This window comes from Domibacillus sp. A3M-37 (genome assembly GCF_024213455.1).
Taxonomy (GTDB): Bacteria; Bacillota; Bacilli; order Bacillales; family Domibacillaceae; genus Domibacillus; species Domibacillus tundrae.
This window is the reverse complement of sequence record NZ_JANAVL010000001.1, coordinates 512794-527692: the sequence shown is the minus strand read 5'-3', so window position 1 is coordinate 527692 and position 14899 is coordinate 512794. Positions and strand designations below refer to the sequence as shown.

Sequence of the window (14899 nt, the reverse complement as noted above, 5' to 3'; positions counted from 1 at the left end):
TGTAAATTATTAATATAATGTAACCATTTGTTAAAGTTTTTGTAATATTCTTGTTTTTGTTGTAATAATCGAATAAGCTTTGAATAAGCTTTCATATTTTATGAGGAGGAATGTCATTTGAAAAACAAGCATAAGTTTATCGCAGCTGCTGCTGTCGCTTCTGTGAGTGTATCAGCTGTAGGAGCTTCCGCGGCGTCTAATTTCACAGATGTGCCGGCAAAATATGAAGAAGCGGTTCAATTTTTAACAGAAAATGAGATTACAGCAGGTTATTCCGGGAGCACATTTGGCACGTCGATGTCAATCACACGTGTAGACGCTGCGATTCAATTAGCAAGAGCACTCGGATTCACAGATGATGATACATATGAAGATGCCGGGTTTACAGACGTTCCGGAACGGGGCCAATGGGCCGTTAACGCGCTGGCGGAATCGGGCATTACAGCAGGAAAAGCAGAAGGCAAGTTCGGTGCGTTCGAACCAATTACACGCGGTGAAGCATCCTACTGGCTCGCGAATGCTTACAGCCTTGACGTGGATGAAACCGTAACGGAAACACCTTTTACAGATGTCAATGAACGCTTTGGCCCTTACGTAAACGCGCTGGTGGAATCAGGGCTTTCACTTGGCAAATCAGAAACAAAATTCGGTGCAGCAGACAAATTATTGCGCGGCGAATGGGCCTTATTTTTATACCGCGGGGCACAGCTTCCAGGAAATTTCCTTCTCTCTCTTATTCATACAAATGATACACACGCACACATTGACAACGCAGCCCGCAAAGCAACAGTTGTTGAAGCGCTTCGTGAAGAAAATCCGTCTTCGTTATTAGTGGACGCTGGGGATGTATTCTCAGGTACACTTTATTTTAATGAATTTAAAGGACAAGCAGACCTTGAATTTATGAATCTGCTTGGATATGATGCCATGACATTCGGCAATCATGAGTTTGATCTTGGCACAGAGCCGCTTGCGGCGTTTATTAAAAATGCAAAATTTCCGTTCGTATCCGCAAACATGAAAGCAGATGCTAATGCGAATCTATCCTCTTTAATGAATGAAACAGTCACAGACAAGCCAGTGGACGGAAAAGTATATAATGGCATTATTAAAGAAGTAGATGGCGAGAAGGTCGGCATTTTCGGCTTAACAACAGCGGAAACGAAAACCATTTCGTCTCCGGGCGATGACGTGGTATTTGAAGATTATATCGAAGAAGCCGAAAAAGCCATTGCTTCTTTTAAAGCGGAAGGTGTCAATAAAATTGTGGCGCTGTCTCACATCGGCTTCCAGGATGGCGGCGGTGACAATGACGTGACACTCGCAAAAGAAGTAGAAGGCATTGATGTGATCGTAGGCGGCCATTCTCATGACAAATTGGACGAGCCATACATTGATGAAACGGGCACCGAGCCAACCGTTATTGTACAGGCGAATGAGTATAATAAATTTGTTGGAACGCTTGACGTTATGTTCGATGAAGACGGCATGGTGACAGAGTATGCGGGTGAGCTGATTGAAGTAGATGCGCAAAATGAAGATAAAACATACGTTTTTGAAGAAAACCAAGAAGTGAAAAACATTTTGGCCACAAAATATACACCGGCGATCGAGAAAGTAAAAGCACAGGTGGTTGGTTCTGCTTCAGCCGCGCTTGATGGGGAACGTGCAAATGTCCGGACGAAAGAAACGGATCTTGGGAACTTGATCACAGACGCGATGCTGGCCAAAGCGAAAACGATTGATGCCGCTACAGTGATTGCTCTTCAAAATGGCGGCGGTATCCGTGCTTCTATTAATGCAGGGGATATTACGATGGAAGAAGTTCTAACCGTGATGCCATTTGGCAATGCACTTGCGATTATGGATTTAACAGGAGCGGAAATTAAAGCAGCGCTTGAGCACAGCGTCAGCCTGGCACCAGAACAAAACGGTGCCTTCCTGCAAGCAGCCGGCTTGAAGTTCACATATGATTCATCAAAAGCAGCAGGTTCCCGTGTAACGTCTGTTCAAGTAAACGAAGGCGGCACGTACAAAGCGCTTGATGAAACAAAAACGTATGCTGTTGCGACTAACACGTTTACGGCAAAAGGCGGCGACAACTATGCGATGTTTAAAACAGCATACGAAGACGGCCGTGTGAGTGAGCCTGGTTTCGTTGACTGGGAAACATTCACAGAGTATTTAGCAGCAAATCCGAAAGTGGATGCTTCGGTTGAAGGACGTATTACCGATACAAAAGCGGCACAATAATCTTTCATAAAACCGTTCGGGCAGATGAACATGCCCGGGCGGTTTTTCTGTTTTGATGACGAAATTCTGATAATTTCTTCTTTTTTCATATAAACGGTGGTATAATTTTTGGGATAAAGCGCATTTTCATCTAAGAATGCAAACCAGCAAGGAGTGGCAGAAATGATCGTATGTAAATTTGGCGGCACATCGGTTGCAAGCGCCGAACAGATTAAGAAAGTGGCATCCATTGTGAAAGATGAACCGAAGCGAAAAGCGGTTGTCGTATCGGCACCGGGTAAACGTTTCGGCGACGATATAAAAGTTACGGACTTATTAATTGCTCTTGCTCATGCATCTCTGCAGGATCAGAATGCGGAAGCCGAATTAAAAGCGGTTGTGAACCGTTATGCAGACATTGCACAAGGACTTGATCTTGATGACACGATCGTAAATGTCATTGAGCAGGATTTGCGCAGCCGCCTGGAGGAAAACCGCGACAATCCGCCGCTGTTTATGGATCAGCTGAAAGCGAGCGGAGAAGATAACAATGCAAAATTGATCGCGGCGTATTTCACAAGTATCGGGTTGGATGCGGAATATGTGAATCCAAAAGAAGCGGGACTGATCGTCAGCGACGAGCCGGGTCGTGCGCGTGCACTTCCGGAAGCGTATGAAAACTTGGCAAAGCTGCGCGAAAATGGCAAAATTGTCGTATTTCCAGGCTTTTTCGGCTATACAAAAGAAGGCGTCATGATGACGTTTGCCCGCGGCGGCTCCGATATTACGGGCTCCATTTTAGCAGCGGCCCTAAAAGCAGAGCTGTATGAAAACTTTACAGATGTGGATTCTGTTTTTGCGGCGAATCCGAAAGTCGTTGACAACCCGGCGGAAATTAAGCGGATGACGTACCGTGAAATGCGTGAATTGTCGTATGCAGGCTTCTCGGTTTTCCACGATGAAGCGTTAATGCCGGCTTTCCAGCATTCGGTCCCGGTCTGCATTAAAAACACAAACAATCCGTCCGCGCCTGGCACAATGATTGTGGCTGAGCGTGAATACACGAAAAGCCCGGTAATCGGCATTGCCGCGGATGACGGTTTTTCTACATTATATGTAAGCAAATATTTGATGAACCGCGAAATCGGTTTTGGCCGCCGGCTCCTGCAAATTTTGGAAGAAGAAGAAGTGTCGTATGAGCATACACCTTCTGGCATCGATGATTTGTCCGTAATCGTGCGCAGCCACCAGCTCACACCGGAAAAAGAAGAGCGTATTTTGGCGCGCTTCCGCGACGAACTTCACGTCGATAAAGCAAATGTAGAGCATGGTTTTGCGATGATCGTACTTGTCGGCGAAGGCATGCACAATACACTCGGTCTTTCTGCGCGTGCAACGGCGGCGATTTCCCGTGTCGAGGCAAACATTGAAATGATTAACCAAGGCTCATCAGAAGTCAGCCTTGTGTTCGGTATTCAGGCAGAAGATACAGACAACGTCCTGCGCGAACTGTACAAAGAATTTTTCAGCAAAAGTGCTGTTCTTCAATAATAAAGCAAGCCGCAGCGAATGATCGCTGCGGCTTTTTGCTTTTCGTGACTAATATATTCAAAGTATATAAAAAAGATCCTCAATTACGAGGATCTCTCTGTGTGAATTATTTAAGTTTATCAAGAATGCTTTTGCCGGACATACGCGTTCTGTGGGAATCGCTGTATGATTTGCGCAAATTGTTTGTTCCCATACGTTTTTGGACTTTCGGGTAAACGATTGGAGCGATAATGGCACCGTACTTGATTAGCTTTTTCAAATTCATCTTCGTCATCTCCGTTCTAAAATGTTCATTTACATTACTATACCCATTTACAGCCTCTTAAAACAACGTTTTCATTATAGCACATTTCACCATTTTTTTTTAGGAAGTTAACAACTTCCAATCTTTCCCGTGGTAAAATAAACAAAACAAGGTGAGGGGGAAGAAATGTGAAAAAGTATATATCCATGCTTTTAGCGGCGGTGTTACTTCTAAGCGCTTTTATCATTCCATCGGCAAGTGCGGCTGTTCAAAAAGTAGATTATGTGGCATTTGGTGATTCAATCGCTTCAGGCCAGACGCCATATGGTGTGAAAGTAGGGACAAGCTATACTGATTTGATTGCGAAAAAATTAGAAGCTGATGGCTATCTTTCTGATTTTACGAAAGAATTTGCGCTATCAGGTGAATCGAGCATGCAGTTTCTTGCAAAGCTGGATCAGCCAAATGTACAGGCAGCTATTAAAGAAGCAGAATTAGTGACGATTTCGACTGGGGCGAATGACTTAATTCAGTTTGCTCTTTCAGGCAGCACAGACTATTCAGCAGGTCTTGAAGTGGTTAATCAGGTTGAGCGGAATTTGACATCAGGCCTCCAAAAAATTAAATCTATAAATCCACAAGCGGATATATATGTGGTAGGATATTATTTTCCTTTCCTTAATCATGAAGAAAGTGAAAGAAAAGCAGGATTAATGTCTGCATTTGATTATTTTAATAAAAAATTAATTGCAACAGCTAGTGCTCAAGGCGTGACTTTTGTGGAAGTTTCTTCCGAATTTAATGCGAGTTATTTACCAAATCAAGAAGACATTCATCCTAATATTGAAGGTTATCAAGTCATAGCAGATCAATTTTTTAAAGTTTGGCAAAACAGTCCCGTAGCTGATCCATTCTCTGATATTAGCTCAACCGGTTCGCAAGCCCGTCTGGCAATTATGAAACTGGCGGAAGCTGGCATTGTAACTGGAAACACCGATGGAACATTCGCGCCGAAAAGCAACATTACCCGTGCGGAAACGGCGATTATTTTAGCACGGGCACTCGGATATGGGAAAACGACTGGCAAACCCGGATTCTCAGATGTTTCCTTCAACATGAAGTCGTACGATGCTATTGCGGCTTTGACAGAAGCGGGCATTTTTGCAAAAGCGTCAAAATTTAATCCGGACAAGCCGTTAACCCGTGCGCAAATGGCACGAGTGTTAACGCAGGCACTTGGACTTGAAGCAAGCGTTTCAGCATCGTTTTCTGACGTACCTGCAACGCACTGGGCAAAAGATGAAATTGATGCAGTCTTTACAAATGGCATCATGACAGGCGGAACGAATGCGCGCTTCCTTCCTGAAAACAACATTACGCGTGAGCAGTTTGCGATGACTGTTTACAACGTTTGGAGCCATTCATTGATTGGCACTCCATAATAGCGAAAAAGGACTGTCTTACAAAGGCAGTCCTTTTTGTTTTAGCAGGACCGCATCCCGCTGGCTGGTCTCTTTGGCCGTTTTTCTCTGTACATCTTTAATACAATATGTTAGTATTTACAAAGTGTTCAAACACAATATATAGTATGCAATGAAAAACAGGTACCAGTAATGGTGTAAAAGGGAATCCGGTTCAATGCCGGAGCTGTCCCCGCAACTGTAAGTGCAGACGAATGCCAGGCCACTGTGAAAACGGGAAGGCGGCAGGAGGATGACGCACGAGCCAGGAGACCTGCCTGTTTTTCTATAAGCGACACTTTCTTCGGGGGTTGAGAGGTGGAAGCGGCGAATTCTGCCTGTTTCCTCATTTTACCCGTTCAGAGCGATAGCTCAGCCGAAGAGGCTTGAGTTATCGCTCTTTTTATTTTGCTTACATAAAAAAGGAGGAACACTACATGACAATTACGACTATTTCAGAAATTGATCAACTCCTGCATGCGCTGCAGCACGAATTCAGCGAGGGAAGAATCGGCCCGCTTTTAAAAGTGAGTGAGCGCTGGGTGGCAAAACATCCGGATGCAGACATAGATGCCTGGTCAAAAGCGATGACGCTCGAAGCACTCAGCTTTATGGATGAAGAAGAGCCCTATTGGACATTCGTGGCAGCGCGTCTTTACTTGCAGCAAACGTACCGGGTGATTGCGAAAAAAAGAGACATACGGGTTGATAGTGTGTATACAGGCTTTGCCGGACATATTCACCGTGAAACGGAAAAAGGGCTTTATGATGAACGACTGACCGGCGCATATACGAAGGATGAGCTTGAGGAAATCGGCAAGCTGATCGAACCGGAACGGGATCAGCTTTTTACATATATTGGCCTGAAAATGCTGATAGACCGCTACGTTGTCCGTGATTTTGACAAAACACCTGTCGAGCTCCCGCAGGAACGCTGGCTTGTGATTGCCATGACGCTTATGCAAAACGAAACGGAAAACCGTCTGGCAAAGATTGCTGAATCATATTGGGCAATGAGTAACCTGTATATGACGGTTGCGACACCAACATTGTCGAATGCCGGCAAACCGTACGGGCAGCTTTCAAGCTGTTTTATCGACACGGTTGACGACAGTTTACAGGGTATTTACGACAGCAACACCGATGTGGCGACCTTGTCAAAATACGGCGGCGGCATCGGCGTTTATATGGGCAAAGTGCGCAGCCGCGGCTCGTCTATCCGTGGTTTCAAGGGCGCATCAAGCGGCGTTATGCCATGGATTAAGCAGCTGAACAACACAGCGGTCAGTGTTGACCAGCTTGGACAGCGCCAGGGCGCTGTGGCTGTCTATTTGGATGTTTGGCATAAAGATGTATTCGCCTTTTTGGACTTGAAACTAAATAATGGTGATGAACGTCTTCGGGCACATGATATTTTCACAGGAGTCTGCCTGCCGGATTTGTTTATGGAGCAGGTTGATGCGCGCGGCGAATGGCATTTATTTGACCCGCATGAAGTGCGCACAGTTATGGGCTTTTCGCTGGAAGACTTTTATGACGAAGCGCGCGGAAAGGGTTCGTTCCGTGAAAAGTATGAGCAGTGTGTACGAAACGAGCAGCTTTCCCGTGAAACGGTGCAGGCGATTGATATTATGAAGCGGATTATGCGCTCGCAGCTTGAAACCGGTGTGCCGTTTATGTTTTACCGTGACGAAGTAAACCGAAGCAACCCGAATAAACATGAAGGGATGATTTATTCGAGTAATTTGTGTACCGAAATTTTTCAAAATATGAGTGCGACTGAATTCGAATCAGTTCAGCTTGAAGGCGATATGATCGTCACACGCAAAAAGCCGGGCGACTTTGTTGTGTGCAACTTGTCATCAATTAACCTTGGCAAAGCGGTGCCGGCGGATGTACTTGATCGCTTAATCCGAGTGCAGGTGCGCATGCTTGATAACGTTATTGACTTAAACATGATTCCGGTTCCGCAGGCGGAGCGGACGAACAGCCGATACCGCGGCATTGGGCTTGGCACATTCGGCTGGCATCATCTGCTCGCGCTGAAAAACATTCGCTGGGAAGCGGATGAAGCGGTTAAGTATGCGGACGAGCTGTACGAAACCATCGCCCGCTTGACGATTCAGGCATCAATGGAACTTGCCCAAGAAAAAGGGGCGTATCCGTTATTTGACGGCTCGGACTGGCAGACAGGCGCTTATTTTGACAAGCGCGGCTACGAGGGAGCAGAATGGGATTCATTGCGTGAGGACGTACAGAAAAACGGCATGCGTAACGGCTATTTAATGGCGGTCGCGCCGAACTCGTCAACATCGATTATTGCCGGCAGCACCGCGAGCATCGATCCGATTTTCCAAAAAAGCTATTCCGAAGAAAAGAAAGATTACAAAATTCCGGTAACCGTGCCGGATTTAAATGCGGAAACAACATGGTACTACAAGTCGGCGTACTTTATCGACCAGCAGTGGACGCTGCGCCAGAACGCCGCACGCCAGCGCCATATTGACCAAGGTGTCTCGCTGAATTTATATGTGCAAAATACGATCAAAGCAAAAGAACTGCTCGATCTGCATCTTGCCGCATGGAATCAAGGCCTGAAGACTACTTATTACGTCCGGTCGACATCAGTGGAATTAATAGAATGTGAATCTTGCTCTAGTTAAGGAGAGAACAACATGACACTTATTGAAAAGCGAAAATTGATGGACAAAGAAGCGCCTAACCGCTCAACTGCTATTGTCAATGGCCGTTCGTCAAACGTCTTAAATTGGGATGACGTGAAATTTGACTGGGCGTATCCAAAATATAAACGGATGCTTGGGAATTTCTGGACGCCTTTTGAAATTAATATGAGCAATGACGTAAAGCAGTTTCCGGGTCTTTCAACTAATGAACGCGAGGCCTTTTTAAAAACAATTGGGCTTTTAGCGCTGCTTGACAGCATTCAAACCGATTATGCCGGCAAAGTGGCCGATTATTTAACAGATTCCAGCCTGCAGGCGCTGATGATTATTTTGGCGCAGCAGGAAGTTATTCATAATCACAGCTATTCGTACGTGTTATCGAGCCTTGTGCCGAAAGACGAGCAGGATCGGGTGTTTGATTACTGGCGGAGCGAGCCGGTGCTGGAAAAGCGAAATGATTTTGTCATGAAAGGCTATGAATCATTCGCGGAGCAGCCGACGGTCGAAAACATGCTGAATTCGATTGTGTATGATGTTATTTTAGAAGGTTTATTCTTTTATTCAGGATTCGCGTTCTTTTATCATCTTGCACGTCACCAAAAAATGGTCGCTTCAAGCACGATGATTAACTATATTAACCGCGACGAGCAGCTTCACGTCGATTTGTTTGTGAAAATTTATCAGGAGCTGCTGAACGAATATCCGGAACTCAACACACCGGATCGTGCGGAAAAAGTACAGGCGATTTTTAAAGAAGCGGCAGAACTCGAAATCGAATGGGCCCGTGATATTATCGGGGATAAAATTGAGGGACTCGATGTTGAGGACTTGGAGGCATACATTTATTTCTATGCTAACGTACGCTGTCAGCAGCTCGGCTACGAAAAGCCATATCCGGACTACCGTAAAAATCCGCTTAAATGGATTAAAGCGTATGAGGATGTCGATCTTGGCAAAACAGACTTTTTTGAGCAGCGGTCTCGTCAGTATGTGAAAGTAAATGTACAGGATAATGGGTTTGATGAATTATAAGAACTAAAACAAAAGAGACTTTTGTCAGCAAGATTAGACAACGGTCTCTTTTTCTTTACAATTATTTTCTTTTCTTTACATTATTTTTACATGTCATTTATATTGTAAGGACATTCATTCGCTAAACTAACACTGGATGTTTATTTAGAGGAGGAATGACTGTACATGCAAAGAAAGCCTTTTTATTCATTGGTACTAGCGAGCAGCTTATCAGTTTCTTCACTTATCGCGCCGACACTCTTTGCTTCAGCAGAAGAAGCACCTGCCGCGCAAACGATTACAGCGCCACCGATCATGATCACGGAACTATTGCCGAACAGCAACAATGTTTCAGGATCAGATGCATATGAATTTATTGAGCTGTACAACAACAGCAGCCAGCCGTTTAGTTTAAAAGATTATAAGCTTGTATATGGCTACCCGGATGGAAAAACAGCAGACTGGGTGTTTAAAGAAGACAAAACGATCGATCCTGGTGAAACGATGGTTGTGTGGATCAAACTTAAAAATAAAACAAATGAATCTCTCACTTTAGCTGATTTTAATACAGAATTTGGCACGTCTTTAACAGAATCACAGTTTACATACATAGAATCTGATGGAATGGCAAATGGATCAGAACGAAGCCTGTCAGTGGCGGATACAGTGGGTAATGTCTTATCAAAAGCTACTTATTTGCCCGGGGATGTAAGTGAAAACAAAGGTATTCAGTACAAACCAAATACAGACGGCAAAACGATGGACATCTTAAATTCCTCTGAGCCGGCAACGCCTGGCACGTTAATCGAAGAGCAGAAACCGGAAGCGCCGGCTGAATTGGATACAAAAGCCCCTGTGATTACTCACACACCGCTGGAATCCATTGAAGCTGGGAGCGATGTAACAATCCGGGCGTCTGCATCAGATGAAACGAAAATAAACAATGTCAAAGTGTTTTATCAGCTTACAGCAGGCGGCGCATGGCTTGAAAAAGAAATGACAGCAGGAGAAGACGGTTCATATGAAGCAGTTATTGGTGCATCTGAACTTTTATTAGATGGAGTAACGTACCGGATCGAAGCATTTGACGGTCAAAATACGGCCAAAACAGAGGATTTTCTTGTTGCAGTGAGCGGACTGGATTATGATCCACAAGCTGTGCCTGCTTTGCTTGTGACAGAACTTGTACCGGACTCCACGAATGTAGGCAGTTCAGATGGGTATGAGTTTATTGAAGTGTATAACAACACAGATAAAGAGATTAATTTAAAAGATTATACGCTCCGTTATCGATATCCGGCAGAGGGATCAGAAGCTGACTTGGTTTGGAAAGCGGAAAAAGAAGATATTGTGCTGCCGGCGGGCGAAAGCATCACGTATTGGATCATAAATGCTGCAAACCGAGATAAAACAGTGGCTGATTTTAACAGCAACTATGGGACAGATTTACAAGAGAATATAGATATTGTAAAAGTTTATTCGGGTGGTATGGCAAATGACAGCTCCCGTGGTGTGGCAATTGCGACGAACACCGGTGTCGACGTCTCGGCCGCTTATTATTTCGATCAGCCGAATGTCGATGATTCGGCCGCAAACAAAGGTGTTTTTTATGCATTTCCGAGTCAAGCTGACAGCAAAGATATGCGGAAATACAGCGCTGCTGCAAAAAATGCGACACCGGGGGCAGTAGATGCCGTGCAGGTGCCGGCTGTTAAGAAGAAAACGACAGTAGATGAACAAGCGCCTGTTGTGACAGATATGACAGAAACTGCACCTGTATCAGCACGCCAAAATGTAAAATTAGCGTTTGATGCCTCTGACGACCAGTCTGTTAAAACAATGCGTTTATATTACAAAACAAAAGAAGTGGATGAGTACACGGCAGTTGATTTGGTCGAAAACTATGATACTGGCTTGTATTCACATACTGTCTATTCTCCTGAATTGTTTGGCAAGGAAGGTGTGCAATACTTTGTCAAAGCATCAGATGGAACGAATGATACTGAAACAGAAGTGAAAGACATTTTGGTTTTAAATGATACAACTGAGAAAACAGGATTGAACGTAGAAGATGGATCGATTTTAAGCAAAATAGCAACAATTAAATCTTTTGGCCAGGATTCAACATTATCAATTGACGAACAAGATGTAACGAACGAAACGGTTCCGTCATTGCCAACGAATGCTTATTTTGCATTTGATGTGAAAAAAGCGAACTTGTATTTTAAAAACGGTGTGACGATTGGCGAAGAAACACTGCATATTTTTGATGATACGATTAACACGTACGAAACGATGACAGTGCCGGTTGATCCGTCGAAGTTTAAGATGGGTGAAGGTACGACCATGTCGATCCGCGCAGGGACGAAAGTGTCACCTTTTGATACAAATTCAGAAGAAAATCGCGATGATTTTTATGTGAAAAATGTGCGCCTCGTGCTTGAAGACGGAACAACGATTTATGATCCGTCATACAACGATGCGGCGAAAGAAATTTCAATTGGAGACGGAGGAAGTGCCAAGCCTGTTGTTGATTTCACATTTAACCTGCCGGATGAAGCATTTACAGCGAAAGCATATCAATGGGATACGACAAAAAAAGCTGACGGCAAGTATTCAATTAAAGCAGGTGGCTCAGCATCTGTCATTGCGGAGGTTCAAGTCGACAACAGCGCACCAGTCATTACGCCATCTGTACAAGAAGGAGAACTATATAAAGGGGAATTTACCATTAATGCGGAAGTGGAAGACGACTCGGATGTAGAAACGTTAACTGCGCGGCTGGATGGCGAAGAAGTCTCTCTTCCACTTGATACCTCGTCTGCCAAACTGTCACCGGGCGCTCACACTGTAGAATTTACAGCGATAGACCAGGCAGGGAATGAAGCAAAACAAACCGTCACATTTACCGTAGTGGAAGAGCAGCCGTACGCACCGGAAGCTGCTTCACCAGCCGACGGGGAAACGAATGTTAATCCGAACAACGCCAAATTGCAGGTGAACGTAACCGACCCGACGAATGACACGTTGGATGTCGATTTTTACCGTGGCTATGAATATGCACCAAATGATGCGGAAGTACGTGTGTTTGAAAACAACGCCGAACAGGAGCCGCCGAAAGAGATGGTGCCGGCAGGAGAAACAGCCGTTTCGAACACAGAAAAAATGGCTCAATCAGATGGAGAGTACGTGGAGACGAAGTCCCTCGACAAATTCCCATATCATCGTTTTGAAGTGGCTGTGGACGAAAAAGTGGATGAAACGGATGAAATTGCCCTGCATTGGGAAGGAAAGTCATTGATTGGCCGGAAAGTGTCGATGTATGTATGGAACTATGCCGCATCAAAGTGGGAACTGGAAGAGTGGAAAGTCGCGCAGGATGACAAAAATTTCACGCTGGCCGGTCAAGTAAAAGGGCTGGATTACGTAAAAGATGGCAAAGTTCAAGTGATGGTTCAAGACGAAATTGCGTCAACACCTGAATTTGACTATTCGTTTATCTGGATGTCGGATACGCAATATTATTCAGAGAGTTATCCGCACATTTTTGACCGCATGACGAAATGGCTGGCAGAGCAAAAAGAAGCGCTGAACTTAAAGTACGTGTTCCATACAGGCGATCTTGTTGATGAAGCGGATCAGCCAGTTCAGTGGGAGCGCGCAGATGCGTATATGAAAACGCTGGATGATGCACAAATTCCGTACGGCGTATTGGCTGGAAATCATGATGTTGGACATAAAACAGGGGATTATAATGAGTACAGCAAATATTTCGGTGAAGCGCGCTTTGCCCAAAAAGACTATTACGGAGAATCCTACAAAGACAATCGCGGTCATTATGACTTAATCAGTTCAAACGGCAACGATTTTATCATGCTGTATATGGGCTGGGGTGTAAACGAAGAAGATATCGCCTGGATGAATAAAGTGCTGGCGGAACATCCGGACCGAAAAGCAGTCATTAGCCTGCATGAATATTTGCTCGTGTCCGGCAACAGAAGCCCAATTGGCGATCAAGTATTTGAAGATGTTGTGAAGCAAAACGAAAATGTCATTGCGGTGTTATCCGGTCATTATCATGACAGCGAAACACTCATTGATGAAATTGATGATGATGGTGATGGAACGGCCGACCGTAAAGTATACCAAATGCTTGCGGACTATCAAGGCGGTCCAGAAGGCGGTCAAGGATTCTTGCGCTTGATGAAAGTAAATCCGGTTGAAAACAAAATGTATTTGCAGACATATTCACCGTATTTAGATCAATACAATTATTACAGCCCGGTCGACTATCCAGGAAAAGATGAGTTTGCGATTGATGTCGATTTGACACCGAAGGAAAAAGTTGTTGCGACGGATTCATTTAAAGCAGAAGTGTACACCGATGAAAAAATCGGATCGCAGACAGGCATAAAAGATGGCAAGACAGCCGAAGCAACTTGGAGAAATATTGAAAGATCAACTGAGCACGGCTGGTATGTGAAAGTAAAAGACTCATTTGGCGGGGACGTGCAATCCGATGTCTGGTCCTTTACAACAGGTTCACAAGGAAGTGGAAATGGAGACGGTGGCAGCACACCAACACCAACTCCATCACCAGTTACACCACCAGTAGGTGACGGTCCAATTATTGACGTGACGGACGCGATGATTGAAAAAGGTGGAGAGGCATGGAGATTGACATCGGATCAGAAAAGCATCGAATGGGTACTGCCGAAAATGTTGATTGATGCGGCTGCGCAATCTGCGAAGCCTCTTCAAGTCCAAACAGCTGAAGGACACAGCGCACTCATTCCATCAGAGGTCCTGGCTCAAATGAGAAAGTCGGGCGAAAAAAAGGTGTCTATTCAGATGAATGTAGTGGATAAAAAAGATGCTTCATTGCCATCTGGACAAGTGTATAGCAGCATATTGGACATAACGATCAAAGCGGGCGAAACGGATATTGCGTCGCTGGATGCACCAGTCGAATTGCGTTTTAAGGTAGAAGGGAATATAAAAGAAGATAAAACAACTGGTGCTTTTTATAATGAAGCAACGAAGCGGTGGGAGTATGCAGGTGGGTATGAAGAAAATGGCTATTGGGTGATTCCAGTTTCTCACTTATCTATTTTTACGGTCATGTCAGTGAATGCAGCTTTTGCGGATGCTAAAGATCATTGGGCAAAAAATGAAATTGAATCACTCGCTTCAAGACTCATTACGAGCGGAAAAACAGAAAGTACGTTTGCGCCAGAACAAAAACTCACTCGTGCTGAATTTGCGGTGCTGCTTGTACGTGCCCTTCAAATCCCTTTACACGAATATGAAGGAACATTTGCAGACGTTCTACAGTCTAAAGAGTGGGCAGCAAGGCAAATTGAAGCAGCGAACCGGGCTGGAATTGTCTTTGGAAAAGAGGATGCACAGTTTGACCCAGACGCGGACATTACACGCGAGCAAATGGCTGCGATGATGATTCGAGCACTTCAATTTAAGAATCCGGAACTGCTGGACGGATTGCAAAGCACAAAAATATTTAAAGATGAAAAACGGATCAATGCTTATGCGAAAAAAGCGGTCGCACAAGCGGCAGAACTTGAACTTATCTACGGCCGCTCTAACGGAAAATTCGACCCGAAAAAACAGACAACCCGTGCAGAAACAGCCGTGATGCTTTATCGCTTAATGAACAAGATGAAGTAACAAAAAACGCCGCGAGCTTTTGGGACTGACCC

The 14899-nt window shown here is 44.7% G+C and carries 6 protein-coding genes and 1 riboswitch; all 6 genes read left to right on the top strand.

The features are described from left to right. Positions 1–117 precede the first annotated feature (117 nt). The 6 genes from NLX67_RS02650 (at position 118) to NLX67_RS02625 (ending at position 14867) form a co-directional block, all read left to right on the top strand. Positions 118–2253: a 5'-nucleotidase C-terminal domain-containing protein gene (locus tag NLX67_RS02650; protein ID WP_254310256.1), complete on the top strand. Its 2136-nt coding sequence runs from the start codon at positions 118–120 to the stop codon at positions 2251–2253. 162 nt (positions 2254–2415) lie between these two features. Further along, on the top strand, positions 2416–3783 hold the full coding sequence (locus NLX67_RS02645) for an aspartate kinase (RefSeq protein ID WP_254310255.1): 1368 nt from the start codon (positions 2416–2418) through the stop codon (positions 3781–3783). 432 nt (positions 3784–4215) lie between these two features. After that, on the top strand, positions 4216–5469 hold the full coding sequence (locus NLX67_RS02640) for an S-layer homology domain-containing protein (protein ID WP_254310254.1): 1254 nt from the start codon (positions 4216–4218) through the stop codon (positions 5467–5469). A gap of 143 nt (positions 5470–5612) precedes the next feature. After that, a riboswitch (cobalamin riboswitch) is annotated at positions 5613–5783 on the top strand. 120 nt (positions 5784–5903) lie between these two features. Further along, positions 5904–8150 (top strand): ribonucleoside-diphosphate reductase subunit alpha, encoded by a 2247-nt coding sequence (locus NLX67_RS02635; protein WP_375143346.1) that lies wholly within the window; start codon positions 5904–5906, stop codon positions 8148–8150. 12 nt (positions 8151–8162) lie between these two features. Beyond that, a complete protein-coding gene (locus NLX67_RS02630) occupies positions 8163–9203 on the top strand; it encodes a ribonucleotide-diphosphate reductase subunit beta (RefSeq protein ID WP_254310252.1) in 1041 nt (346 codons plus the stop codon). 165 nt (positions 9204–9368) lie between these two features. Further along, on the top strand, positions 9369–14867 hold the full coding sequence (locus NLX67_RS02625) for an S-layer homology domain-containing protein (RefSeq protein ID WP_254310251.1): 5499 nt from the start codon (positions 9369–9371) through the stop codon (positions 14865–14867). Positions 14868–14899: the final 32 nt, after the last annotated feature.